The organism is Bdellovibrio sp. KM01, assembly GCF_013752535.1.
Lineage (GTDB): Bacteria > Bdellovibrionota > Bdellovibrionia > Bdellovibrionales > Bdellovibrionaceae > Bdellovibrio.
Genome location: NZ_CP058348.1, coordinates 741,426 through 765,836, shown reverse-complemented (window position 1 = coordinate 765,836; position 24,411 = coordinate 741,426). Strand labels below are relative to the sequence as shown.

Genomic DNA, 24,411 nt, shown 5'->3' with positions numbered 1-24,411 from the left:
GGATGTCAGTGCCGGGAAAGCAGAGTAGGTTCTGCAATCCCAAAACAACAATCAAGGAAGGTTATGAATATGAAAAACAAATATTAACGGAGGAATTTAAAATGGGAATGAGAGTAACAACAAACATGGCTGCTATTAACGCTCAAAGAAACTTGGTTGGTTCACAAAGAACTATCAACGATTCAATGGCGAAATTGGCTTCTGGTTCACGTATCAATAAAGCTGCTGACGATGCTGCAGGTTTGGCGATTTCTGAAAGCTTCAAAGCTCAGATCCGCTCTGCTAATCAAGCACAACGCAATGCGAACGATGGTATCTCTATGGTTCAAACTGCTGAGGGTGGCTTGAATGAAATCGGTAACATCATCGTACGTCTACGTGAGCTAGGTATCCAGGCTTCTTCTGACACTATCGGTGACAAAGAGCGTGGCATGTTGAATAAAGAGGTTGTTCAGCTTAAAGACGAAATGCAACGTATCGCTAACGTTACAACTTGGGGTACTACGAAATTGTTGGATGGTTCTTCACCAAGCTTCGATTTCCAAGTAGGTATCCATAACAACGCAGAAGAAGATCGTATCTCCTTCAAAGCGCAAGAAAACGTAGCTACTTTGGATTCTTTGGGTCTTGCTGGTATCGACTTCTCTTCTAAAGAAGGTGCTCAAGAGTCTTTGAACAAACTTGATGACGCTCAAACTTCAGTGAATGGTACACGCGCTAACTTGGGTGCCCTTCAAAATCGTTTGACTTCAACAGTAGACAACTTGGGTGTAACAGTTGAGAACATGTCTGCAGCTAACTCACGTATCCGTGACACAGACGTTGCTCAAGCTTCTTCAGAGATGACTCGTAACAACATCTTGTTGCAAGCTGGTACTTCAACTTTGGCTCAAGCGAACCAAACTAACCAATTGGCTTTGAAACTAATCGGTTAATTTCGGCTCAACGGACTGAACGAAGTTACTTAAAGAACTTGAACCCGGTAAGGAAACTTGCCGGGTTTTTTATTTTGCGCATTAAAATCAAATACTTAGACACCCTTAGCATCTTGCTCTCACCCGGCTCAATCGCTCTTGACTTCAATGAAGTGAGTCCCTTGAGTAAAAACTTTTGTTCGCCCTTTTATTTCGGTAATGAAAGGCGTTTCCCCTCTGAACCAGACTAAATGTTGAAATTCTATTTTGAATTGCCTCACCTGCCAAACCTCGTTAGTCTATGAGGGCATTGGATTTTTACATACGACTACCTCGAGGGAGCAACGCCATGGCAAAGAAAAAAGCAAAAGCAAAACCTGCAAAAAAAGTAACTAAAAAGGCTGCAAAGCCAGCAAAAAAAGCAGTTAAAAAAGCTGCAAAACCTGCGAAAAAAGCAGCTCCTAAAAAAGCCGCTAAAAAAGTAACTAAGAAAGCCGCTAAGCCAGCTAAAAAGGCTGCTCCTAAAAAGGCTGCTCCTAAAAAAGCTGCTGCAAAGAAAGCCGCTCCTAAAAAAGCCGCTAAAAAACCTGCAGCGAAAAAAGCAGCTCCAAAAAAAGCCGCTGCGCCTAAGGCTCCAAAAGCACCTAAAGCTGAAAAAGAAGTAAAAGCAGCAGTAGCGCCAGTGGAAATCGCTTCTGATTTCGACGACGAAACTGAAATGGATGCAATCGTTGATATCGAAGAAGAATCTGTATCTTCTGATGACGAATGGAACGACGAAGAAGAAGCTGAAGCTTCTGACGACTCTTTCGAAGACATGGAAGACGAAGAATCTGAAGACGACATGCAAGAAAAGTCTAATGATGACGACGACGAAGACGAAGAAGATGAAGAAGGCGACGACGAAGGTTACTTCTAATCTTAAAATTGCATAGTGCGATTAAAAAAAGGGAGTCAACGACTCCCTTTTTTATTATCATCGCCTGATGTACAAACATCTGTATCAAAGATTCCTGAAAGCGAACCCTGCCCAACTTCACTTTGCCTGCCATAGTCATCACTACTGGCCGGATGTCACCCGCGAAGCCCAACTGCAATACTGGGACGATACGACCAAATATGTCGATGGAAAATGGGAGCACATCTTTTCAGTGAAGGTGCCTCAAGCGCAAAAACTGATTTCGGAAGTTCTGAATCTTTCCCACCCTGAACAAATCGTCTTTGCCCCGAACACTCATGAGTTTGTTTTTCGCCTGTTGAGTTCCTTGGATTGGGGAAATAAAATTCGCGTGCTAACGACAGATTCGGAGTTTTATTCTTTTGATCGTCAAATCAACCGCCTATCCGAGTTGCCCCAATTTGAAGTGGTAAAAGTACCGACACAACCCTTTGATACTTTTCACGAGCGCTTTGAGCAGGCTATGGAAGCTGCTGACTGGAACTTGATTTTTTTAAGTCATGTGTTCTTTAATTCAGGATTGGTTTGTGATGTGGAGCGCCTGGCGAAAGATGCTCCGTCTGACTGCCCGTTCATAATTGATGGCTACCATTCCTTTATGGCGGTCCCGTTAAATATAAAACCGATTCAGGACAAAGTTTTCTATCTGGGTGGATCTTATAAATATGCTCAGGGTGGCGAAGGGTGTTGCTTCTTGTATGTTCCGCCGGCGACTCGTCACCGCCCAATGTACACCGGCTGGTTTGCGGAGCTTTCAAAACTTTCAGCCATTGGCGATGAGGTTGGTTATCCGGTGGATGCCCTTCAATATGCGGGAAGCACTATGGACTTTACGGCCATGTACCGCTTGATCGCCACACTTGAGAAATTCAAAGACGAAGGCCTGACGGTTACAAAGATTCATCAGATCGTTCAACAAAATCAGCAGTTATTTTTAGAAGAACTGGAAAAGGTAAAACATCCTTTGGTGAATCGCGGAAGCTTGCTGGTTTCTGAATTAAAAAACCATGGTCACTTTTTAACTTTCGACCTACCGTCGACAGAAGCGACTTCCGAGCTGGTTAAAAAAATGAAAACCCGGGGTCTTTATACGGACTCCCGGGGCTCACGTTTAAGATTTGGTTTTGGGCTTTATCACGATGCCGCCGACATTATCGCGGCGGTCGCGAAAATCTAACTATTCAACTTCTGGAAGGTCAGACATTGAACCAGTAGTATCTTCTGTTTGTGCAGAAGGTTGGTATTGGTGAACCGGAGCTGGCGCTTGACGGCGGTATTCCTGACGACCGCTAGTGTAAGTGCCATTTTCGCGAGCCGTAAGTTCTTGGATCGCTTGTTGGCGAGCCGCCTCTTCACTCATTGGAACGAAGATATCGCCATTAGTTAACTGGCTTTGTTGTTTATAGATACCCGGCACCACCAAAGCACAACGACGAGCTGATTCTTCAGCCGACATCGATTTTTTCGCATCGTACACGCAGTTCAAGAAATCTGATTCTTGTTGAGAAGATCTGCTGCTAGCACAAACCTCAGTAGCGGTGATTGATTTAGGACTTTGCGCTTGAGCGATACCCATTGGCAAACCGACATAGTTCATGTTCGCCATACAAGTTGCGAAAGCAGCACCGTCTTCACGTGTTCCAGAGTTACAAGAAATATACGCTTGTGATTGATCCACCTGATTTAAACGGAAGTTCATCAGAGACTGAACACACACATTAACTTGATCAGGTCTTTGAGACATAGTCGCTAAGCCTACTGAAGCACTCAAAGTGACTACTGCTGTTGCGATAAAAACTTTAAATGATTTCATAATTCCGCCTCGTACGCCCAATGATGGGCAAAAGTTAGTTTTTCAACACCAACTAACAAAGCACGATCCAGACCACCCTCAAATTGAAATAAACACAGGCTCAGGTGTAAACGTATTAAACAGAGACAATCCCCGCCGCTCCAAGAAGCGCAGTTGAATCATGAGGTTCCAGGAAATAAAAAAGCCCTGTGAGGGGAAGAGAGAGGAACCCCCACAGGGCCTTAGAACGTTAGTCAATTTTCGAAGAGCCGCTCCGACAGTGCCGGAGCATAGGTCGACTACTTAGCTGGCTTCGTGTGAACTGCGAATTTTTCGAACTCGCCGTACTCGTGAAGTTTGTTATAAAGAGTCTTGATCGTGATACCCAAGTTATTAGCAGCTTGAGTTTTGTTACCACCGAAGTGCTGAAGAGCCTTCAAGATGTAACGTTTTTCAAGATCGTGCAAAGTCATGTTTGGATCGTATTCGATCACGTCTTTTTGAGTCTCAGGGTTTCTGATGTTCTCTGGAAGATCGTTCAACATGATCATGTGACCATCAGACAAAATCTGAAGACGCTCACATACGTTTTGAAGTTCACGGATGTTACCTGGCCACTCGTACTTCATCAAAATTTTCATCGCATCGTCAGAAACCGTACGACCACGGTTCAAGTATGCGTGTTGAGAGTTGTTAAGGAAGTGATTTACCAATGAAGGGATATCTTCCTTACGACGACGAAGTGGTGGAGCACTTACTACGATCGTGTTGATACGATAGAACAAGTCTTCACGGAAGTTACCGCGAACAACTTCTTGGTCCAACTCACGGTTCGTAGCACAGATCAAACGGATATCTACTTTGATAGGGTCTTTGCCACCTACGCGGAACATTTCGCCTTCTTGAATGAAGCGCAAAAGCTTAGCTTGGATAGCTGGATCCAATTCACCGATTTCGTCCAGGAACAATGTCCCGCCGTTAGCCGCTTCAGCCAAACCGATTTTACGGTTGTAAGCGCCAGTGAAAGAACCTTTTTCGTGACCGAATAGTTCAGACTCAAGCAAGGTCTCACGAAGAGCACCGCAGTTGATTGCAACAAACGGTTTGTTTTTGCGGCTTGAACGATCGTGGATAGAGCGAGCGATCAACTCTTTACCTGTCCCTGACTCACCAAGAACCAGGATGTTTGCGCCTGATGGAGCTACGCGATCAATCATTTTCATCAGGTTGCCCATAACTTCGGAAGTGTAGACAATGGTCTTGTTTTCCATCACTTTGGAAGTTGTGTTTGTATTCCACATAACTTGGTTAGCATTCTGAGAAGAGGGCAGGATCGTAGAATTGTTATCGTTCATGGCTCCACCTTTCGGTAACGTTCTTCATAAGAGTTTTGGATGCTGTCTCACTTTGAATGACTCAGTGTGAGACGCTTCCGACGCATTGAGTTATAACCTTAGTCCTGTACCTTTTTCAATAAAAAAAATGCATGGCGTTAGAATTTTTTTATTAACCATGCCCGGAGCCGATACTTTAGGGTGCTTATGAGCAAGGCTTTTCAGCTCTCTCAAAACATAGATAAATATCTGAAATACATGACTTTTATTAAGTCAGCCTCACCCCTTACAATCAAGCACTACACCCTGGATTTGCAGCAGGCTTTCGAATTAGACAAATCCTCACAATCGAATAAAAACTCATATACTGAGGCTGAATTGATGGCTGCGGTGAGGGCTGCTTTCAACCGCTGGGCTCCCCTTTCTCTGGCTTCCAGGAACCGAAAAGCTGCTACTTTGAAAAGCTTCTTCCATTGGGCCTATGTGATTGAGAGCCTTTTAGAGAGAGATCTGTCCCTGCAGGTCACTTGCCCTAAGGTGCCGCGGAAACTGCCCCACTTCATCAGCGTCGATGAAGCCTTGGCGGTCCTGCATGCCTTCGATGGAAAACACCAGGTTCCCTTACGAGAAAAGGTCCTGTTCCTTCTGCTTTATGGCGGAGGTTTGCGGATCAGTGAAGCGTGCACTTTACGTTGGGATTCTGTTCAGCTTCAGCAGAAAACTTTGCGCGTGATGGGTAAGGGAAACAAAGAACGAGTTGTCGCTTTACCAAACCTGACCGTTCAAGCCCTGCAGAAATGGAAAAAGGAATCAGGTTTCAGCGACTATGTTTTCGGTGATGCACCTCTGGTGCAAAGAACTGCCTATGAGATGGTTCGCCAAAGCGGCCAACGCGCAGGACTTCTAAAGCCACTGCATCCCCATGCCTTAAGACACAGTTTCGCCACTCATCTGTTATCCAGCGGAGCAAACTTGCGCACGCTGCAGGAAATGCTCGGCCACGAAAGCTTGCAGGCGACAGAAAAGTACACTCACCTTGGAATCGATCAACTAGCGCGAACAATGGAAGCACTTCACCCATTAGGCAAAGGCAAATAACCTTTTAGATTACTGCGTGAGCAATATAATGTCTTACCATATTTTCGACGTTATTTAATTCTTCGTCGACGACTTGGCGATGGATCACCAGCGTATTGGTTTCTGCAAGATTTGTTTTTAGGAACGGGCCCATCCACGGTTCTGGTTGAATCACACCTTGTTGAAGCAAGAAGCGCAGATAGAAATGCATCTTTAACACTAAAACGTCTTGCGCGATTTCAATCGACTTTAAGGTGTGACCTAAAAGATTGAACAGAAAATCGGAATGCTTATCCCCTTCTTGCGAAACCTTGCCCACGCAATCTAAAACATGCAGAGCAAATTCCAGATGATCGTAGTCTTGGCGAATACCGGGGAAATCATTGATTAAGGAAGCTTCCTGCAACGTGTGCAGCTTCCCCTCGTCCGAACTCTCTTTGTAAGTGAAGGAGACAAAGTGCGTGGGTTCCAGAATCCCGCCGCCGAAACGCTTTTTACTTTTTAAAGCGCCGCGAGCAATGAAAGATAACTTCTCTCCCTGAGGAGAAATTGCGTGCAAAATCAAGTCGGACTCGCCGTACTTCATTTTGCGCAAAATTATAAATTTATCTTTAGCTTGGGACATTCCCCATGTTTAGACGGTCCAAGTCTGCTCTTCAAGCAGTTCTTGATAACTTTCGCGAAGGAAGGTCGCAAATTGAGGATTCTCCAGAATTATCGGGCTCACGATCAGCAAACCTCGCAGCGTTTCATTGGACGGAGATGGCTCCCACCAATGCGAGAACATTTTTACACCCGACCAGTGACACATATTGGTGCTGTCCAATTGCAACCAGCCTTCTTCAACTGAGATTCCCAGTTTTGCAAAGACCTTTTCCGCCAATGCTTCGGCACTGGTGTTTTTAAAGATAAGGACCGCACGATCATACAGACGTGTCTGTTCAGAATTAAAGTAAGGCTTGGCGATATCCTGAAAAGAACCTTCAAAAGAGCCAATCAAATTCGGATTCAATTTTCGTCCTTCACTTGCCAGAAGCGCTTCTTGCAAAACATCCGCGTGGTTCCAGTCCATGTTTTGCACCATCATCGGAGGACAGCGGAATCTTTCACCCAAAATCGCGAGTGATAGATTTCCAGTGTAGGAACAAAGACGAACCGAATAGGGGCGCAAGGCCTCTGTCTTTTCGTGAAAATGTTTGAAATGAGAGATACGGAAAGAATAGATGCGTTTTTCGTTCAGAATTCTATCGAGTTCATCCACGAAGGGATATGTTTCCCCCGTGACAGGATGATCCTCTGCAAAAACCACGAAGTTGGTTTCTTTTTTTAATCCGTCAGCCCACGTTTTCACATCCTGCAATTGCAGGTGCGACAGAATATTTACTTCGTAAGTTTCTTTGTAATAGTACGGCAGCAGGTTTTCAAAGGCAGGTGTTTGACCTTTGATAAATCCGATCGCTTTTTTATGCGCAAGAAATTGAGCACTGCCTTGAGTGATCTCGAACACGGCATGGGCCAAGCCTTTATAGGCACGAGCCCGCAAAGGATCTGGCAATCCCATTTGCGTTTTTAAAGAGTCATTGAGCTCATCCCAGGTTTCCGGTCGAACAACATCGATGTACATATCATGACGCTAACATCTATTTTGCCAAATGACTTTGGGACAAAGGTCTGTTTTCCCACGTTGTTTACGAAAAATAATTATCTTTCATCTCCCCTGACATCGAACGTAGCGGAGTACAAGTTTAACAAGCCGCTCCAACCCCGTCCTAAATGGTGCTTCAGGACGCGACACTTATTGGCGCAGGGGTGAATTATGTATCGAAAAGATTGCCCGTCTGTTAGATTTTTAGTGAGAGGTACAAATGACAAAGAAAAGAATTGAATGGCCAGTGGCGCTTTTTCTGACGCTAAACCCGCTGATCACGTTCATCCTCATGCCGATTTACTTCTATATGCACGGCTTTGAGTTGGGAATCGCACTTTTTGCGCTTGTTTTCGCAGCTGCTACAAATTTAAGCATCACTGCAGGTTATCACCGTTTATTTTCACACAAAAGCTATGATGCACATCCAGTGGCTAAGGCGATCTTTTTGCTAATTGGTGCTTCTGCATTCCAAGGCTCTGCATTGAAATGGTCTTCTGATCACCGTCGTCACCATACGCATATCGATGGCGAAAAGGATCCTTACAACATCAATGAAGGTTTCTGGTACGCACATATGGGCTGGATGTTCTTTAAGGACTCTGTAGACCAAAAAATCCAAGCTCCAGATCTTGAAAAAGACTGGATGATCAACTTTCAGCATAAATACTATGGCTATGTAGCGATCGCTACTGGCTTTGTGGTCCCAACTTTGATTGGTGCTGCAATGGGTTCTTGGTTGGGCGGCTTGGTTATCGCCGGTGGCCTAAGAATTTTCCTTACTCAGCAATCAACTTTCTTTGTGAATTCTTTGTGCCATACATTGGGCAAACAAACTTATTCCAAAGAAATCTCGGCGCGTGATTCTTGGTTCGTAGCGGTTCTGACTCATGGCGAAGGTTACCATAACTTCCACCATAAATTCCAAATCGATTACCGCAACGGTATCAAATGGTATCACTGGGATCCGACAAAATGGGTCATCAACACTTTGAACTATATGGGCCTAGCTTACAAACTTCGCCAAATTTCAAATGTTGAGATTTTGAAAGCCCGCTTGCAGGCAGAGTCGACTGAACTTAAAAAGGTTGGTTTCGCTGATGAGCAATTGGTTGCGATGAAAGAAAAAATCATCGAAGCTCAGGCAAAAATCAAAAAACTTCGTGAAGACTATGAACAATTTAAAGCAGATGCAGTTCGTAAACGTGAAGAATTGAAAGAGGCTTACGACCACAAGCTCGCGGAATTGAAACGCGAATTGGAAGTAGCTCACCTGGAATTCCAAATGGGAATGAAGTTGTGGAAGCTGCACCTTAGATCTGTTTAAGAAATTTTGATTACAAATCTTCAAAAAGCCCGCTCTAGAGCGGGCTTTTTTTTATCCCCCCTACAAAACATGCATAGATTTATGTCCAGACTGTACAAGCTGGAGTCGAACTAATCGGATTTTTATTTAACATCCGAAAAATCCTCCCGATAAGAAAATATTGTTATTTCGAGGAGGAACATTCATGGGCGAAAAAGCATTAAAACAAGAAGGTTTTAGCGTAGAGAAAAAGGCGCAGATGCGTTCGATCAGACAGGATCGCAGCGCTGTAACTCCTCAATCCTGTTTCTTGTCTTTTGGCGGCTACAAAGCCCCTGTTCACGACGTCAGTATCTTTGGCTGTTCGGTGATGGTGAAGCCAGAAGAGCTGCCTCAGGTTCAACAATACTTCAAAGCCAACATCACCACTGAATGTGATGTTCTGTTTAAAGAAATTCCACTGCAAAAAATGCATGTTCGCTGGGCCCAATCGGAGCGTCTGGCAGACGGCCAAAATGGCGAGATCATCATCGGCCTGGACATCATGAACGAACCACTAAATATCGAGCTGATAAAAGCCCACGAGGCCGCTCATATCGCTATGGAAGAGCAAAGCGCCTATGCCCGTGGAGTCGCGCAATTGCCGGTGGCTTTCAAAGTCTTTGTCTATGAGCTTCGCGATTTCTTGGCGACATTAAAACCCAAGATCGATCGCATCGAAGAACAAAAGCCACTGAACGACTTCCACAAAGAACTGGAATTCCGCAAGGCCGTGGCTGAATCATTCGCGAAATATATGAATGCGGCACTGAGCCCGTCCTACCCGCTTATCCCGACTCTTTTAACGGGTATGAATCAGTTTGAACTAAAATGGGCGATGACCTTTGCTCGCGAGCAAATGGGACCTTTTCTATGGGGTGCTCCATTTGCTCACCGTGCATATCACAAGCCTCGCGGCTATGCTGGTGACTATGAGATGATGAATCAGCTTTATCGCGATGAGGTGGTGGGTAAAACACTTTACGATCAATGTATTCATAAATACTTTGTCGAAGACGCTTCAGGGACAGCGGTTCGCAATCGCGGTCAGTATCTGGCGAAAAAAATTAAGGAACTATTCCAATCGACGAAGCCTGATCAACATTTGAAATTGATGTCTATTGCCAGTGGGCCTGCGAAAGAACAGCAAATCTTTTTGCAAAACGCGGGACCATTTGCAGGACGAAATGCAGAGTTCATGTGCGTGGATCAGGACGAAGAATCGTTGAAACATGCTCACCGTCAACTACACACGATTGATCGCAAAATTCAATCTGGCTTTAATTTCAGATTTAGCAATTTGGCAATTCGAAATATTATCGCCCAGGGCTTTCCAGAAAAAGACTATGACATGATCTATACTGCAGGTCTGTTTGACTATTTCACCGAGCCTATCGCACGTCGTACAGCTGAAAGAATGTTGGATGCCGTAAAACCAGGTGGCAAGATTATCATCGGAAATTTCTGTGCTGATAACTATAAATACGGTCCGTTCCTGGAGCTGTTCTTGGATTGGCATTTGATCTATCGTACCGAGGCAGATTTGATGCGCGTGTTTGATGGACTGGGTAGCAAAATGTGGGTTGAAAAAGAACCTCTTGGTGTGAATCTTTTCATCATCATTCAAAAGTAAAAAATAATCGCGTTGTGAGCGTAAGGTGTTCTGAATCTGTCGATGACTGAACACTTTACGTCACCTGTCGTTTGAGTCTCAAAATGAGACATTTCTTTAGAGCATAAGTTACTGAAAATACACACTAGGTTCTGGCAACCATCTTGCTCCTCCAAAAAGGTGAGGAGAATCATGCCTATGAACTGGTCAGCCAATCTATTGAAATTCAGCTTGATCGCCACGTGCGGTGCCATGATGATGACGACCTCGGATGCAGCTATATTTGAAATGCTCGATTTAGCTTCTTCGACGCCGAAAAAGACAGCTGTTAAAACGGCCGCAAAGCCGACGACAAAAGCAGCAGCCAAATCTGCAGCTAAATCAGATGAATACGTTGAGAAAATTCATCCATTGCCAATCGTTGTGCGCAGTAAATCTACGACTCCAAAAGCCACTGTAAAATCGACGCTTCCTACTCAAAAAGCAACAGTATCGAAAGATGCTGAAAAATCCATTTCTGAAAATGCCGTTAAAAAAGTGGATAAAATGAAGAAGATTGGCGAGTTACTTGCTGTCGGTAGCGGCGATAACAACTCAAATGCAAACTGCACGAACTGCTCCCTTGCTGGCCAAGTCGCCGAACTGAAATATAACGAGTGTTCTGCTAAAGATAACTATTTGGAAAAGGATTTGGAAGCCAAAGAGAAAAGCAAATCCTATATCGGTACTCTGATCCGCAGTGATATGAGTAAAAAACCAATGATCCGTCCGGTTTGCATTGAAACCGCGATGTTCTTGCAAAGCTCTCAGTCCGGTCCGGTTGTGAACTATAAAACATGTGAATCAGGTGTTGCGAAAAATGCCCCTGCCCGCCCTTGTGTGAGCGAAAGATACTTCACTTTGGTTAACAACAGCTTTGAAGTTGTGTCCCAATGTATGAAAACCTACATTGGCGAAGGTGAATCTGCAGTCGCTCAAAAACAAAACATCCGTGAAGTATTCGGCATGATCACAGTTGAATCTGGGTTCCATATCAACATCACCAGTAAAACAGGTGCTGGCGGTATCGGCCAGTTTACGTCTCCCGCAATCAATGCAGTTAACAAAGTGATTTCTGAAACAGAGTCTTACTTGGCCAATCACTCCGACGTTCGCTGCCAAAAGCTTGCGGCTGAATTCTTGGGTGAGAAAAACCTGATGAAGACAAATGCGACATGCGACCGCGTTTCTATTAAAGAAGGCAACCCGGTTACAAACATGATTTATACATATGCAGCTTTGAAAGAAGCGAAAGACTATTTCGACGACAACGTATTTAATGATGCAAAGATTAAAGCGAAGTTCGCCCTGTCATCGAATGATCTTGCGAAAGTGAAACGGGCGACTATGATTTGGTCCCACAATACAGGTTTCGCGGGGCTAAAAACACCATTGACGAAATTGCTAACGACTAAATATGCGAAAAAGAAAGTTACGAACGCAGAAACTTTCCTGACCGAACTGAAACAATATGCAGCTTCGTATCCAAATAAGGGAAATGCCGGCTCAAAAGCGCGTATCAAAGAAACTGCTAACTACTACGCTAAAATCCAACACAAAATCGACCTCGTTGAGGAAGGTGCTGCGGGGGGCTCATGCTTAAATTAATCACGACTGTTCTGACATATCTATTACTTTTGCCGTCATTCTCTTGGGCTTTGCAGGATTCGTATTCTTTGAATCTGATTGAGAAGTCCATGGCTTCGATTGAAAACTCCACTGATAAACGCCAACAAATGGCTTTAGCTGCGGAATTTAAATCTCTGGTTCTGCAACGAGCCGACCAGATCGGAGCGATGTCCGAGACCAACAAATCTTATGATGCAGAATCCACAGATCTGGTGGATCTGGTTGTGGCCTTAGACCGTGCAACAATTAAAAAGTCCTCGCCAGCGGAATGCAAAAAGGCTTTGAACGGCTTGCTTGAAGATGCGGGCATTGAAAACGTGGAGGAAGTTGAATCCCAATCTTGGAATCAATTGAAATTCACTCTGCAAAGCAAAGTATCAACTCACGAATACACAGCATTCAGAATTTTAAAAGCTATCTGCGAATAGTTAGCTGAAAGAAAATTCCTTCATGACCTGGGCTGCAATTGGATTCTCAATTTTCCGATTGGCAGCCATCAGCCAGATTTCCTCATAGACACCTTTCATAGTTCCTAAAACGATCAGCTTGCCTTCTTTGGTAAGCTTTTTAGCGACGGCGTCTGCGACGGGAATTAACCCCACACCTTCTGAACCCAACAATGTTTGTAAGCTGGTATCTTGAATTTCAGCGACTTGATCCACCTTGATGCCATTCACTTGAAAATAGTGATCGATCTCGCGACGAAGCTTACTGTGAACCGTGGGAATAACGAAGGGCTGCCCCTCAAGACTTTGGGGGAAATTTTTCTTCAAGTGTTTAAATTTTTCAGAAGCACAAACCACCACTGGAAGTTTAGCGATGGATTTTGCATAAATAGATTGGAAGTCCACAGATGGAGCGTAGTTTGAAAGCAGCAAATCCACGTGATGATTTTCAAGCTCACGCAAAAGCTGATCCCCAGATCCTTCTACGACTGAGATATTGCAGTTGCCAGCTTTATACGCCTGCATGATCACTTTATGAGTAATGTCCTTTGGCACGCTGTCAAGGGCGCCGATCTGAACATGCATGCGATTGTTTTGCAGTCGATCTTGCAGTACTTCGACCATTTCTGATCCCAAATTGAAAACTTGCTGAGCGTATTCGAACGCGATGCGCCCGGCTTCTGTCAAATGCAGGCGCTGTTTACTTCTTTCAAAAAGAGGCTTCCCTAAAGACTCTTCCAACTGTTTCAATTGAGTACTAAGAGTGGGCTGCCCGATGTTAAGTTTCTCTGCGGCCTTGGCGATACTTCCCTCCTGCGCAATCGTGAAGAAATAATGCAGGTGATGATAGTTAAGCCATTGAAAGTTCTGAGTGGTTTTGACCGCCATTTGGGACCTCTTCGTTTAAAGCGAATAACTTATTATAGTTTATCGATTTTTCAGAATAATGAAAGTGTTGTAGCGTAACATTTATTGGAGGCTTTTTGGATCAAATGTTATTATTCCCCTTTGCGGACTATTGGTGGTTTTACCTCGCATTTTTGGGGTTTGTCATTGGAATGCTGGCCCTGGATTTAGGGGTCTTTCATAAAAAATCCCATACTGTGGGCTTTAAAGAGGCGACTCTGTGGTCGATTGCCTGGATCTCGCTTGCGATGATCTTTAATGGGATACTTTACGGCTACACTTTATACAAATTCGGCGACCAAGCTATCGCCAATCAGGTGGGACTCGAGTTTCTAACCGGGTATGTGATCGAAAAATCACTCTCGGTGGATAATATCTTTGTCTTTGTCGTGGTTTTTGGTTTCTTTGCAATCCCCGCTCAATATCAACATCGGGTTTTATTCTTTGGTATCATTGGCGCTTTGATCTTCCGCGCGATTTTTATCGCTTTAGGCTCCGTATTGATGCAGTACCAAGCTGTGGTTCTGATCTTTGGTGTGTTCTTAATCATCACTGGTTTCAAGATGATGTTCCAAAGCGAACATTCCATCGATCCCTCCCACAACTGGTTGATTAAGTTTATGCGTAAGCATATCCGTGTGACTGATAAAATGCATGGAGACCATTTCTTCGTAAAAGAAAATGGTGTGCGCTTCGCCACACCATTGTTCGTAGCTTTGGTTTTTATGGAGTTCACAGACGTGATCTTTGCTGTGGATAGCGTGCCAGCGATTTTTGCGGTCACCAAAGAACCATTGATCGTTTTCACTTCGAATATTTTTGCAATCCTGGGTCTGCGTTCACTTTACTTCCTGTTAGCGGGTGTGGTTGATAAGTTCCACTTGTTAAAGTATGGTCTGGCACTGACTTTAATTTTCGTGGGCTTGAAAATGACTTGGTTGAACAAAATGTTTAACGGCCACTTCCCGATCGGAATTTCCCTAGGTCTTATCGCGTTCTTTATCGGAGGATCTATGGTGCTTTCACTTATGTTCCCTGCAAAAAAGAAGAACGATACAAACCCCTCTTAAAGAGTCATCGGCTGCCCACCACGCGATTCATAGGTCGTGATGGTGGGTGGAATGACGGCGAACTTGGGAAGCTTGGCAAAGAACTCCTTGGTATAGTCTTTTTCCAGGTGGGCATTTAGATCCTCCCAGCTTTTCCAGGTTTCAATGATCAAAAATACACCGGGCTCGAGCGGATCTTCAAAGAACTCATAGCTCATACAGCCCTTGTCAGCTCGCGCAGGATTGACTACGATCGCAGCCAGGCCAACGAACTCTCTTTCTCGTTCAGCTTTCACTTGTATCTTGGAAGTCATCACAATCATGGCTTATCTCCCCGTTTTGTTAGTTTATCAGGAGTTTGAATAATACGCCTTGGTGAACCCGAAATATCTGCTAAAATGAAAACATGAATAAACGCCTGTTCTTTGCCTTGAACGCGACGGATCCTCTTTCGACAACTTTCTTGCCGACTTACAAAAAATTGAGAATCAATGCGGATCAAAAAGAGCTGGTGATCAAATGGGTCCCACCTGAAAACTTTCACGTGACCGTCAGCTTCCTGGGGGAAACACCTGAAGACAGCATCCCGGCCTTAAGCCAAGCTCTGCAGGATGCTTGTGAACTAACAAAACCCTTCGATTTAAAAATCGACGACATCAGTGCATTTTCCTCGGAACACGATGCGCGAACATTGTGGCTGGGTGTTCAGAATAAAAAAGCACTGGGTGAGTTCAAAGATCGCCTGGATGAAATTTTGAAAGACAGAAATCTGCTGACCTTTATTGATAAGCGCGATTTCACTCCCCACCTGACGATCGCGCGCCTACGCAATCCAAAAAGCGTGAAAGATATGATTTCACCGTTCAAGCGCAAAAGCTTTGGCAAAATCCATGTCAGCGAAATCGTTTTATATGAATCAAAATTGGCTGGAGCTTTTCCCGTTTACAAGCCGATCTTTCGTGCGACCTTAAACGGAAAAGACCAAGACGAAAACTTGGTCACTGCGGAAGAGTAGTTTCGCGAATGAAGCCCGTAGACTAGATTCCGCGGCCGCCAAGATTTACGATGGAACGACCATGTGCAAACACCATATACAAACGGCCCGAATATAATTTCTTTTCGCGAGGCCAGAAGAACGTGCGAACTGTGCACTTCTGCCCCACAGGCAAAGAGTCTGGACAGTTTGTTTGCGCATCAAAAACAAAACCACCTGCGATCAATAGCTTTTGCAGCTGCAAAGGCTCATCGCCCACTGAAGTCACAGTGAAGTCGACATACTTGCGAGAGTTCACGAAAGTCGAACCGAAATTATAGTTATAGTATTGATCGCCCGCAGGTTCGATCATTTCAAATTCGGCGTTCGCCTGGGCCAACGAAGCTAAAGGAAGAAGACTTAGCAAGAGACCAACAAAAATGTTTTTCATAGAACCCCCTATTTCAAGCGTACCGCTTGAAACGAAAATAGAAAATCGAAAATGGAGGTTTCGGAGGAGGTTGTCTCCGCTTCGGTAACCGCATGCGTTGATCCGGATTGTCCCTCCGGATAAAAAAAGGACCGGGTACTCCCAGGTCCTTTCAAAAATCTATTTTATTTCCCATCTGCAAAACCGAAAACCAAGGTTGATCAAAAGTAGTCGGATGCAAGGCGGAGGGTTGATTCCAGCGCGGAGGCGTACTGCAGGTACGTCGCAGCGATGGGAGCAGCCCGACAACGAAGTCAGCCGGCTGCTTTTCATCGACCGTCGTTTAGATACCTTGCTTGTGGCGTTCTTCGTCGTCCACATGCGTTTGAATACCACCCTTAAGATTCGGACGGTATGCCAAGTGGTTGATGTCGTAAATGAACTGACCACCATTCACCGCTGGAGTTTGCCATTCAGGCCCCAAACGGATCGCGTCTACTGGGCAAGCTTCTTCACAGAAACCGCAGAATACGCAACGAAGGATATCAATTTCATAAGCGATCGGGAATTTTTCAACAGCTGGATCGTTATGTTCTGCTGCAACGATTTTGATACATTCAGCAGGACAGTTCGTCGCGCACAACATACAAGCTGTGCAACGAAGAGATCCGTCTTTTTTAACTGTCAAAACGTGATTACCTTTGAAACGTGGAGAGTAATCGTACTTCTCCTCTGGGTAGTTCAAGGTCATCATCTTTTTGCGGTTCAAAAGATTCGTAACCATGTGTTTCATAGTTACGGACAAGCCACCTAATACGCCCGGCAAGTACCACTTGGACTTTTCCGAGTTGTTTTGCATTACGCTCATAGGCTACCTCTTCTGAATACAAACTCATTCTTCTTACGGTGTTCCAACTCAACTTGGTCAGGACGTTGATTTGTCGGCATGAATGGCGCCGTCATCGGCATTGCCAAATTTTTACCTGCCAACAACAAAGCCGCCTCTGTCAAAGTCAGAGCTTCAGAAACAACAGTTGTTACTTTTTTGATCTTTTGTTCAAGACCCGAGTAGTTGATGAATGTACCGTCTTTTTCAACGAATGTTTTCATTGGAATGATCCAAACATTACCCGTCAAAGCAGACAAAGCTTCATTCTTACCTGATTGCATCCAGATCAAGTTTTGAGCTTTAGAAAGCTCTTTCAATCTTTCGTTATATTCAGGGAATACTACTTGGTTCTCTGGACCCGCTACCACAACAGTTTTGATAGAACCGTTAGCAAGACCTGCAGACAAATCATTCCAAGTCGCAGTGATGCCGTGTTTTTCCATCACTTTCAGCAAGCCTTTCGTGTTTGGATTTTTGTCTCCGCGAGACAACAAACCGTCAAAGCTATCGAAAGTTTCTTTGTTGTTGATCCAGAAGAATACTTTTTTAGTTTTGAATTCTTCAACGAACGTTTTGATGATCGCCTCGTACTCTTCAAGAGTGTACTGAGCTGTCAAAACCAAAGCGATAGCATCGCCCGCCGTGTTTTTCAAAACTTCGTTAGCATTCTTAGCTGCCGCACCTGGAGCCATTTCCACGCCACGAGCCACACCTTTAAGAAGGCGAGCATCGCGGTTCACGAATTTATAGGCGTTACGACCGCTGTCGCACATCCAGTGACCATTTACTTGTTCATTGTAAACTGGCTTGATACGGAAAAGGCCTTCCTTGTTGTAGTATACTTTGATGTTACAACCAGTAGAGCAACCGTTACAAACGCTGTCGCCATCTTTTAGATACCAAACGCGCTGACGGAAACGGAAGTCTTTGGAAGTCAACGCACCCACTGGGCAGATGTCGACTGTGTTCAAAGAGTATTTGTTATCCAAAGGCATGCCATCGTGAGTGCCGATTTCAGTACGGTCACCACGGTTGAACAGACCCAACTCGTTGGTTTTAGAAACTTCTTCAGTGAAACGAACGCAACGAGAGCACAAGATACAACGTTCAGAATCCAGAACCACTGTAGGACCCAAATCCACAACTTTGTGTTTCTTAACTTTCGCCTCGGCCATTTCTGGATCGTACTTACCGTACTCCATGTATTGATCTTGCAAACCGCACTCACCAGCTTGGTCACAGATCGGGCAATCCAAAGGATGGTTGATCAAGTGGAAGTCTAGACCCCACTTAACAGTGTCTTTAACTTTTTCAGACGTGTTATTGATCTTCATTCCTTCAGTAACCATGGTGTTACATGCGATCTGAACGCGTGGATTTCCTTCGATCTCCACAACACACAGACGACAAACACCCGCTACGCTCAATCCTGGATGCCAGCAATAGTGAGCGATGCGATCGCCCGATACTTGCATGGCTTCGATGATCGACGAGCCTTCTTTTACTTCGACTTCTTTGCCATTAATGGTGCATTTCGGCATATGTCGTTCCTTTTACTTTCGAACGTCCTTCACGAACGTAGAATTCAAATTCATCTCTAAATTTAGTTACAAAGCTAAGAACCGGTAAAGCAGCAGCGTCTGAAAGAGCGCAGATTGTTTTACCTTTCATGTTGTCAGCAACTTTCACCAACAAATCGATATCTTGAAGACGGCCACGGCCTTCCAAAATCGAGTGAAGAATCTTGTTCAACCAACCCGTACCTTCACGGCATGGAGTACATTGACCACATGATTCATGAGCGTAGAAGTGAGTCAAAACACCCAACATATCCACCATACATTGAGAGTCATCCATCACGATCACCGCACCAGAACCAAGCATTGTGCCCAGACCTGCAAGTGATTCGTAATCAAGATTTGCTTTCGCGCACTCTTCAGCTGTCAAAACCGGGGCAGAAGAACCGCCTGGGATAATGGCTTTCAATTTACGACCTGGTTTCATACCACCGCACTCTTTGTTGATTAGATCCAACAAAGGGTAACCCAATGGAACTTCATAGTTACCAGGCTTAGCCACGTTACCAGATACAGAGAACAATTTAGTTCCTGCAGATTTCTCAGTTCCGTGTTTGCGGTAAGTTTGAGCGCCATCTTTTACGATGTAAGTTACTGCTGCCAAAGTTTCTACGTTGTTCACGATAGTTGGTTTGCGCAAATAACCTTGAACTGCTGGGAATGGAGGTTTCAATTTTGGTTGGCCTTTCAAACCTTCCAAAGAAGAAATCATACCTGTTTCTTCACCACAGATATACGCGCCGGCACCACGGTACACATCCAGGTCAAAGTCGAAACCAGAACCCAGGATGTTTTTACCAAGAAGACCCGCATCGTATGCTTCTTTGATCGCTTTATTCAGACATTCGATTGGGAATACGTATTCACCACGAACGTAGATGTAACCTTTGTGTGAACCAACCGCGAAAGCAGAGATAATCATGCCTTCGATCAATTGATGAGGAGCACGCTCCATCATCATACGGTCTTTAAATGTACCTGGTTCACCTTCATCGGCGTTGCAAAGTAGGTAACGAGGTTCGCCATTTTTCGGCAAGAAGCCCCATTTCATACCTGTCGGGAAACCCGCACCACCACGACCGCGAAGACCAGAAGCCTTCACTTCGTCGATGATTGCTTGCGGTTGCATTTTCAAAGCTTTCGGCAAAGTTTCGTAACCGCCTTTAGCTTTGTAACCTGCAAGAGTTTGATACTCTGGCAAATGATAGAATTCCGTAAGAACTTTAGTTTCAGCCATTATCTCATACCTCTCAACAAGTTCATCGCTGATTCAGGAGTTAGCTTTTCATGATATGTGTCATTCACTTGCATCATTGGAGCTGTTCCGCATGAACCCAAGCACTCAACTTTGGATACTGTAAAGCGGCCATCCGCTGTCACTTCGTTAAGCTTAACACCCAACTCTTTGCAGATGTGGCTGGCCATTTCACGACCACCCTCAAGAGCACAAGAAATATTCGTGCAAACTTGAACGTGGTATTTACCAACAGGTTCCTGGTTGAACATTGTATAGAATTTGAATACTTCATTGATACGCGCTTCAGGAATTTCCATCACTTGAGACAAGTGACGGATAATATCTGGCGTGATGAAGCCATTATTTTCTTTTTGTGCAATATAAAGACTTGGAATAATCGCAGACTCTTTCGCTTCATAGCGAGCAAGTTCTTTTTTTACGTTAGCCAAGCCTTGTTCAGAAAGTTTAAACATCGTTATTCCCTCTAAATTAGCGATCTAGTTCGCCGGCGATAAGATTCATCGAAGCGACTGTCGCAATCGCATCCGCCAACATCGCGCCTTTAACCACAGTCGGGAAAGACTGGTAAATAGCGAAACATGGTGGACGAACTTTCAAACGGTACGGATTCGCAGAGCCGTCAGATACAAGGTAGAAGCCCAACTCACCGTTAGCAGCTTCAGTTGCATCGTAAACTTCGCCAACCGGCGGACGAAGACCTTTGATCACCAACATAAAGTGGTTCATCAAGCCTTCGATGTTTCCGTAAACGTCTTTTTTCTCTGGAAGAACGATACCTTTATCGCGGATCGTGTAATCACCCGCTGGTACGTTTTTACAAACTTGCTCGATGATACGGATAGATTGGCGCATTTCTTCGAAACGAACCAAGTAACGGTCGTAAATATCGCCCGTTGTGCCCACTGGAATATCAAAATCCAATTGGTCATATCCATAATATGGAGTGGCTTTACGCAAATCCAGATTCACGCCAGAAGCACGAAGCAAAGGACCTGTGTAACCCCATTGAATCGCGTCTGCTGCAGAAACTGCGCAAACATTGCGAGTACGTTGGATGAAGATTTTATTGTCGACAACCATTCCCGCCATTTCATCAGTTCCACGGCGAAGCTCTTTACAAAGAGCCAAAACTTCGTCGAACCAACCTTCCGGAGCGTCCTGAGCCATACCACCTACGCGAGTCATAGAAACCGTAAGACGAGCACCGCACAGTTTTTCGAACAATGTATAAACTTGTTCACGCAAACCGAACATATAAAAGAATGAAGTCAAAGCACCCAAGTCCATCGCGCCAGTTCCGATTGCAATCGTATGGTCGATAACACGGGAAAGCTCTGCAAGGATGATACGCATTGCCTGTGCTTTTGGTGGGATTTCAACGCCCAACAAACGCTCAACCGCTTTACAGTAACCAATATTGTTCATTGGAGCCGAGCAGTAGTTCAAACGGTCCGTGTATGGAATCACCTGATTGTACGGGTGAGTCTCGGCCATTTTTTCGAAGCAACGGTGAAGGTAACCGATTTCGTTGTTACAGCGAACGATCGTCTCCCCGTCCATCTCAGCCATCACACGAAGTGTTCCGTGCATTGCTGTATGGGCAGGACCGATATTCAAAGGAACATATTTATCATTCAATACGTCACCAGGAGAACCCGGTTCGTTGTTGAAATGAATTGGCAAAGAAGCCGTACATTGTTGTTGGTGATCAGCATCGTAGTCTTTACGAAGCGGATGGCCCACGAATTGGTGGTGAGTCAAAATTCTGCGCAGGTTTTGGTGACCTTCGAATTTGATACCGAACATGTCGTACGCTTCGCGCTCGAACCAGTCAGCCCCACGGTAAGCTGGAATTGCTGTACCGATAGACTCGCCCTCGCCCACTTGCGCTTTAATACGCAAACGAGAGTTGTCTTTGGAAGAGAACAAGTTGTAGACAACGTCGAAACGTTTTTCGCGAGTTGGGTAGTCCACTCCGCAAACGTCCATCAAGAAATCGAATGAACCTGATTCTCTCAAGTACATCAAAAGTTTTGGCACGTCTTCTTTTGGAGCTTCGATAACATCATCGCCAACAGCGCTGATGAATTTGAAGTTCGCTGTGTTAAAGCGGCCCGCTAGGTTTTGTTTTAGTGTATCAAGCTTGCTCATATGGGCTCTTCCAGTTGTCTTTCCACGGGCGTGGAGTGTGATCTGCGATCATTTTTTGCAAAGCCATAATACCGTCCATCACCGCTTCTGGTGTTGGAGGGCAACCTGGGATGTACACGTCGACAGGGATGACTTTATCAACGCCTTGAAGAACGTGGTACGCACGATAGAAACCACCAGAGCTTGCACATGCGCCCATGGAGATTACGTATTTTGGCTCAAGCATTTGTTGGTAGATACGAACGATGACTGGCGCCATCTTTTCAGTGATCGTACCTGCAACCACAAGTAAGTCTGCTTGACGAGGAGAGAAACGTGCAACCTCAGCTCCGAAACGAGCTAGGTCATATTTCGGTCCCATCACCGACATGAATTCAATACCGCAACAAGCAGTACCGTACGGCATTGGCCACAATGAGTTTTTGCGTCCCCAAGCAACGATATGATCAAGCTTTGTCGTGAACGCAACATCGCGCGACTGATCGTCTGCTGCTTGAGTCCCGAGCGCGGAACCTTGCACTTCATCTTTGTGCATAAATACACCTCTGCAATTTCAATTAGCTATCATTAAGTAACTAACGAAAAACCGTAGTCCTGACAACTAGATACTCATCGTAAACCTCTCTGCACGCAACTTCAACGCACCTTAGCAAAACCCATGGTCGTCGCAAATGAAATTGATTCTCCTCTCGATTGAACACAGACTTAAATTTCGACTCAAACATCAGTTTAGAAATCGAACTGTGTAACCACATAACAAGGATTGTTTTGAAAGGAGTTTTCATGACTAAGATGGCTGTGTTCGCATCTGCTGCCGTTCTTGCTTTCGCTTTGGGCGCTCAAGCTCAGCATAAAACGCAAGATTTGCTTATTAAACTAGCACCTGGCTACGAAGATGTAGAAATCCAAGGGGCAAAAACAGAGAAAATCACGGAAAGTCTAGTTCGTGTTCAAGCTCCAAAATCCATGAGTTTAAACACTTTGGTGAAAAATCCAGCGGTGGAGTACGTTCAACCGAACTACCCAATCCATTTGATGGAAGACTACCGCATTCAAGATCCATTGCGCAGAGCTGCTTTGGCAAAAATGTTGCGTCGCAATCCAGAACCACAAGTTCTGGCGATCAAAGACAACCCAGAAATTCCTAACGCTCCGCAATCAACTCCGGGCGCGGACCCAATGTTCGATAAACAATGGGGCATGAACAATATCGGCGTCGTTGAAGCTTGGAAAGTCACTCAAGGTTCACCTGATATGGTTGTAGCCGTGATCGACACGGGTGTGGACTATACTCACGAAGATCTTTTGCCGAACCTTTGGAGAAATCCAAAAGAGATCGCCAACAACGGTATCGACGATGATGGCAACGGCTATATCGACGACACAATCGGTTGGGACTTTGTTTCTAACGACAATAAACCATACGACCTGTCAATGGAACCTCTGGACATCCTTTTCAAAGGTGGTAACCCAGGTCACGGTACTCACTGCGCTGGTAATGTTGCCGCTCGCAACAACAACAGCAAAGGTATCGCAGGCGTTGCACCAAATGTAAAAATCATGTCTTTGCGTTTCATCTCTGAAAAAGGTCAAGGTACAACTGCTGACGCCATCAAAGCGATCAACTATGCAGTTAACAACGGCGCAAAAATCATGAGCAACTCTTGGGGCTCTGAAGGCGAAGACCCAAATGCAGGCGCAGAAAACAAAGCTTTGCGTGATGCAGTTCAATTCGCCCAAGACAAAGGCGTTCTTTTCATCGCAGCCGCAGGTAACGGCCACAAAGGCGTAGGCTACGATAATGACAACGACGCGGCCCCTGCTTACCCATCAAGCTACCCACACGACATCATCATCTCTGTGGCGGCCATCGACGCAAAAGACCAATTGGGTTCATTCTCAAACTGGGGTAACCGCTCAGTAGATATCGGCGCACCAGGCGTAGTTGTTTTCTCAACAACAGTATTCAACAACTACTCTGACATCGTGATCGACAAATACGGCTTCAAAGCAACATGGGACGGAACTTCAATGGCCACTCCACACGTTGCAGGTGCCGCTGCTCTTTACTGGTCAGCTCACCCAGAAAAATCATGGCAGGACGTAAAAGCTGCAGTACTAGGCTCAGCAAAACCAATCCCAGCTTTGAACGGAAAAGTAACATCGAATGGCAAACTAGATGTAGGCGCCCTTCTGAAATTCTAATTTCAAAAGACCCAGCAAAAAAAAGGGAGCTCACCAAGGCTCCCTTTTTTTATTCCAAATCTCCCAACTAAAAAAGGAAGGCTCAATGCCTTCCTTTTTTATTCTCTCACTCCGAAAAATTCTCGAGCGACGGATTGTGAATTAAAGTCATCGTCACCAATCCCGGCAGCCGTGAAGCAGGC

Annotated in this window: 24 protein-coding genes; 11 read left to right on the top strand and 13 right to left on the bottom strand. The window is 45.0% G+C overall.

Annotation, left to right across the window (positions count from 1 at the left end; translation table 11 throughout):
• Positions 1-101: 101 nt before the first annotated feature.
• The 3 genes from HW988_RS03795 to HW988_RS03785 all read left to right on the top strand — a co-directional run bounded on the left by HW988_RS03795 (position 102) and on the right by HW988_RS03785 (position 3,049).
• A complete protein-coding gene (locus HW988_RS03795) occupies positions 102-935 on the top strand; it encodes a flagellin (RefSeq protein WP_181606299.1) in 834 nt (277 codons plus the stop codon).
• Positions 936-1,263: 328 nt separating this feature from the next.
• On the top strand, positions 1,264-1,833 hold the full coding sequence (locus HW988_RS03790; protein WP_181606298.1) for a hypothetical protein: 570 nt from the start codon (positions 1,264-1,266) through the stop codon (positions 1,831-1,833).
• A gap of 67 nt (positions 1,834-1,900) precedes the next feature.
• Positions 1,901-3,049, top strand: a complete 1,149-nt coding sequence (locus tag HW988_RS03785) for an aminotransferase class V-fold PLP-dependent enzyme (protein WP_181606297.1) — start codon at positions 1,901-1,903, stop codon at positions 3,047-3,049.
• On the opposite strand, the gene HW988_RS03780 is transcribed toward HW988_RS03785, so the two are convergent.
• Positions 3,050-3,685 (bottom strand): hypothetical protein, encoded by a 636-nt coding sequence (locus HW988_RS03780; RefSeq protein ID WP_181606296.1) that lies wholly within the window; start codon positions 3,683-3,685, stop codon positions 3,050-3,052.
• Between the two features lie 278 nt (positions 3,686-3,963).
• A complete protein-coding gene (locus HW988_RS03775) occupies positions 3,964-5,019 on the bottom strand; it encodes a sigma-54-dependent Fis family transcriptional regulator (protein WP_142699100.1) in 1,056 nt (351 codons plus the stop codon).
• Between the two features lie 186 nt (positions 5,020-5,205).
• Here HW988_RS03775 and HW988_RS03770 point away from each other — a divergent pair, with 186 nt between their 5' ends.
• On the top strand, positions 5,206-6,096 hold the full coding sequence (locus tag HW988_RS03770) for a tyrosine-type recombinase/integrase (RefSeq protein ID WP_181606295.1): 891 nt from the start codon (positions 5,206-5,208) through the stop codon (positions 6,094-6,096).
• A 4-nt stretch (positions 6,097-6,100) separates the two neighbouring features.
• Here HW988_RS03770 and recO read toward each other — a convergent pair whose 3' ends face one another.
• A complete protein-coding gene (recO, locus tag HW988_RS03765) occupies positions 6,101-6,700 on the bottom strand; it encodes a DNA repair protein RecO (protein WP_181606294.1) in 600 nt (199 codons plus the stop codon).
• 9 nt (positions 6,701-6,709) lie between these two features.
• Complete coding sequence (locus tag HW988_RS03760; protein ID WP_181606293.1) at positions 6,710-7,699, bottom strand: hypothetical protein; 990 nt, start codon at positions 7,697-7,699, stop codon at positions 6,710-6,712.
• 241 nt (positions 7,700-7,940) lie between these two features.
• Here HW988_RS03760 and HW988_RS03755 point away from each other — a divergent pair, with 241 nt between their 5' ends.
• From HW988_RS03755 to HW988_RS03740, 4 genes are all read left to right on the top strand, one after another.
• Entirely contained in the window at positions 7,941-9,047 is a 1,107-nt protein-coding gene (locus HW988_RS03755; protein WP_181606292.1) for a fatty acid desaturase, read from the top strand.
• A 184-nt stretch (positions 9,048-9,231) separates the two neighbouring features.
• The gene (locus HW988_RS03750; RefSeq protein ID WP_181606291.1) at positions 9,232-10,698 is read left to right on the top strand and encodes a class I SAM-dependent methyltransferase; all 1,467 of its coding nucleotides are present in this window, start codon (positions 9,232-9,234) and stop codon (positions 10,696-10,698) included.
• A 177-nt stretch (positions 10,699-10,875) separates the two neighbouring features.
• Positions 10,876-12,324: a hypothetical protein gene (locus HW988_RS03745; protein ID WP_181606290.1), complete on the top strand. Its 1,449-nt coding sequence runs from the start codon at positions 10,876-10,878 to the stop codon at positions 12,322-12,324.
• Positions 12,312-12,773: a hypothetical protein gene (locus HW988_RS03740; RefSeq protein ID WP_181606289.1), complete on the top strand. Its 462-nt coding sequence runs from the start codon at positions 12,312-12,314 to the stop codon at positions 12,771-12,773. The genes HW988_RS03745 and HW988_RS03740 overlap by 13 nt, the downstream gene beginning before the upstream one ends.
• Here HW988_RS03740 and HW988_RS03735 read toward each other — a convergent pair whose 3' ends face one another.
• Positions 12,774-13,679, bottom strand: coding sequence for a LysR family transcriptional regulator (locus tag HW988_RS03735; RefSeq protein ID WP_181606288.1), 906 nt, complete (start codon positions 13,677-13,679; stop codon positions 12,774-12,776). It lies immediately after the preceding gene.
• Positions 13,680-13,783: 104 nt separating this feature from the next.
• Between HW988_RS03735 and HW988_RS03730 the strand changes: the two genes are divergently transcribed.
• On the top strand, positions 13,784-14,767 hold the full coding sequence (locus HW988_RS03730; protein WP_181607574.1) for a TerC family protein: 984 nt from the start codon (positions 13,784-13,786) through the stop codon (positions 14,765-14,767).
• On the opposite strand, the gene HW988_RS03725 is transcribed toward HW988_RS03730, so the two are convergent.
• Complete coding sequence (locus HW988_RS03725; protein ID WP_181606287.1) at positions 14,764-15,069, bottom strand: putative quinol monooxygenase; 306 nt, start codon at positions 15,067-15,069, stop codon at positions 14,764-14,766. The two genes, HW988_RS03730 and HW988_RS03725, sit on opposite strands and share 4 nt — an antisense overlap.
• An 83-nt stretch (positions 15,070-15,152) precedes the next feature.
• On the opposite strand from HW988_RS03725, the gene thpR reads away from it, so the two are divergent.
• Positions 15,153-15,761 carry an RNA 2',3'-cyclic phosphodiesterase gene (thpR, locus tag HW988_RS03720; RefSeq protein WP_181606286.1) on the top strand — a complete coding sequence of 203 codons (609 nt, stop codon included), beginning with the start codon at positions 15,153-15,155 and terminating at the stop codon, positions 15,759-15,761.
• Between the two features lie 22 nt (positions 15,762-15,783).
• Here the strand turns inward: thpR and HW988_RS03715 are convergent, their stop codons facing one another.
• From HW988_RS03715 to HW988_RS03685, 7 genes are all read right to left on the bottom strand, one after another.
• Positions 15,784-16,170: a hypothetical protein gene (locus tag HW988_RS03715; protein WP_181606285.1), complete on the bottom strand. Its 387-nt coding sequence runs from the start codon at positions 16,168-16,170 to the stop codon at positions 15,784-15,786.
• Positions 16,171-16,492: 322 nt separating this feature from the next.
• Positions 16,493-17,017, bottom strand: a complete 525-nt coding sequence (locus HW988_RS03710; RefSeq protein ID WP_142699086.1) for an NADH-quinone oxidoreductase subunit I — start codon at positions 17,015-17,017, stop codon at positions 16,493-16,495.
• Positions 17,014-18,579 (bottom strand): 2Fe-2S iron-sulfur cluster-binding protein, encoded by a 1,566-nt coding sequence (locus HW988_RS03705; protein WP_181606284.1) that lies wholly within the window; start codon positions 18,577-18,579, stop codon positions 17,014-17,016. The genes HW988_RS03710 and HW988_RS03705 overlap by 4 nt, the downstream gene beginning before the upstream one ends.
• Positions 18,560-19,852, bottom strand: a complete 1,293-nt coding sequence (nuoF, locus tag HW988_RS03700; protein ID WP_181606283.1) for an NADH-quinone oxidoreductase subunit NuoF — start codon at positions 19,850-19,852, stop codon at positions 18,560-18,562. Before nuoF ends, HW988_RS03705 begins: the two co-directional genes overlap by 20 nt.
• Entirely contained in the window at positions 19,852-20,325 is a 474-nt protein-coding gene (locus HW988_RS03695) for an NAD(P)H-dependent oxidoreductase subunit E (protein WP_181606282.1), read from the bottom strand. The genes nuoF and HW988_RS03695 overlap by 1 nt, the downstream gene beginning before the upstream one ends.
• A gap of 16 nt (positions 20,326-20,341) precedes the next feature.
• Entirely contained in the window at positions 20,342-22,024 is a 1,683-nt protein-coding gene (gene nuoD / locus HW988_RS03690) for an NADH dehydrogenase (quinone) subunit D (protein WP_181606281.1), read from the bottom strand.
• On the bottom strand, positions 22,011-22,559 hold the full coding sequence (locus HW988_RS03685) for an NADH-quinone oxidoreductase subunit B (protein WP_142699081.1): 549 nt from the start codon (positions 22,557-22,559) through the stop codon (positions 22,011-22,013). The genes nuoD and HW988_RS03685 overlap by 14 nt, the downstream gene beginning before the upstream one ends.
• A 248-nt stretch (positions 22,560-22,807) precedes the next feature.
• Between HW988_RS03685 and HW988_RS03680 the strand changes: the two genes are divergently transcribed.
• On the top strand, positions 22,808-24,229 hold the full coding sequence (locus HW988_RS03680; RefSeq protein ID WP_181606280.1) for a S8 family peptidase: 1,422 nt from the start codon (positions 22,808-22,810) through the stop codon (positions 24,227-24,229).
• Positions 24,230-24,411 lie beyond the last annotated feature (182 nt).

What these genes read in the sequence shown, in the direction of transcription:
- HW988_RS03795 (WP_181606299.1), top strand. Translation starts at nt 102, where the DNA reads ATGGGAATGAGAGTAACAACAAACATGGCTGCTATTAACGCTCAAAGA.
- HW988_RS03790 (WP_181606298.1), top strand. Translation starts at nt 1,264, where the DNA reads ATGGCAAAGAAAAAAGCAAAAGCAAAACCTGCAAAAAAAGTAACTAAA.
- HW988_RS03785 (WP_181606297.1), top strand. Translation starts at nt 1,901, where the DNA reads ATGTACAAACATCTGTATCAAAGATTCCTGAAAGCGAACCCTGCCCAA.
- HW988_RS03780 (WP_181606296.1), bottom strand. Translation starts at nt 3,685, where the DNA reads ATGAAATCATTTAAAGTTTTTATCGCAACAGCAGTAGTCACTTTGAGT.
- HW988_RS03775 (WP_142699100.1), bottom strand. Translation starts at nt 5,019, where the DNA reads ATGAACGATAACAATTCTACGATCCTGCCCTCTTCTCAGAATGCTAAC.
- HW988_RS03770 (WP_181606295.1), top strand. Translation starts at nt 5,206, where the DNA reads ATGAGCAAGGCTTTTCAGCTCTCTCAAAACATAGATAAATATCTGAAA.
- recO (WP_181606294.1), bottom strand. Translation starts at nt 6,700, where the DNA reads ATGTCCCAAGCTAAAGATAAATTTATAATTTTGCGCAAAATGAAGTAC.
- HW988_RS03760 (WP_181606293.1), bottom strand. Translation starts at nt 7,699, where the DNA reads ATGTACATCGATGTTGTTCGACCGGAAACCTGGGATGAGCTCAATGAC.
- HW988_RS03755 (WP_181606292.1), top strand. Translation starts at nt 7,941, where the DNA reads ATGACAAAGAAAAGAATTGAATGGCCAGTGGCGCTTTTTCTGACGCTA.
- HW988_RS03750 (WP_181606291.1), top strand. Translation starts at nt 9,232, where the DNA reads ATGGGCGAAAAAGCATTAAAACAAGAAGGTTTTAGCGTAGAGAAAAAG.
- HW988_RS03745 (WP_181606290.1), top strand. Translation starts at nt 10,876, where the DNA reads ATGAACTGGTCAGCCAATCTATTGAAATTCAGCTTGATCGCCACGTGC.
- HW988_RS03740 (WP_181606289.1), top strand. Translation starts at nt 12,312, where the DNA reads ATGCTTAAATTAATCACGACTGTTCTGACATATCTATTACTTTTGCCG.
- HW988_RS03735 (WP_181606288.1), bottom strand. Translation starts at nt 13,679, where the DNA reads ATGGCGGTCAAAACCACTCAGAACTTTCAATGGCTTAACTATCATCAC.
- HW988_RS03730 (WP_181607574.1), top strand. Translation starts at nt 13,784, where the DNA reads ATGTTATTATTCCCCTTTGCGGACTATTGGTGGTTTTACCTCGCATTT.
- HW988_RS03725 (WP_181606287.1), bottom strand. Translation starts at nt 15,069, where the DNA reads ATGATTGTGATGACTTCCAAGATACAAGTGAAAGCTGAACGAGAAAGA.
- thpR (WP_181606286.1), top strand. Translation starts at nt 15,153, where the DNA reads ATGAATAAACGCCTGTTCTTTGCCTTGAACGCGACGGATCCTCTTTCG.
- HW988_RS03715 (WP_181606285.1), bottom strand. Translation starts at nt 16,170, where the DNA reads ATGAAAAACATTTTTGTTGGTCTCTTGCTAAGTCTTCTTCCTTTAGCT.
- HW988_RS03710 (WP_142699086.1), bottom strand. Translation starts at nt 17,017, where the DNA reads ATGAGCGTAATGCAAAACAACTCGGAAAAGTCCAAGTGGTACTTGCCG.
- HW988_RS03705 (WP_181606284.1), bottom strand. Translation starts at nt 18,579, where the DNA reads ATGCCGAAATGCACCATTAATGGCAAAGAAGTCGAAGTAAAAGAAGGC.
- nuoF (WP_181606283.1), bottom strand. Translation starts at nt 19,852, where the DNA reads ATGGCTGAAACTAAAGTTCTTACGGAATTCTATCATTTGCCAGAGTAT.
- HW988_RS03695 (WP_181606282.1), bottom strand. Translation starts at nt 20,325, where the DNA reads ATGTTTAAACTTTCTGAACAAGGCTTGGCTAACGTAAAAAAAGAACTT.
- nuoD (WP_181606281.1), bottom strand. Translation starts at nt 22,024, where the DNA reads ATGAGCAAGCTTGATACACTAAAACAAAACCTAGCGGGCCGCTTTAAC.
- HW988_RS03685 (WP_142699081.1), bottom strand. Translation starts at nt 22,559, where the DNA reads ATGCACAAAGATGAAGTGCAAGGTTCCGCGCTCGGGACTCAAGCAGCA.
- HW988_RS03680 (WP_181606280.1), top strand. Translation starts at nt 22,808, where the DNA reads ATGACTAAGATGGCTGTGTTCGCATCTGCTGCCGTTCTTGCTTTCGCT.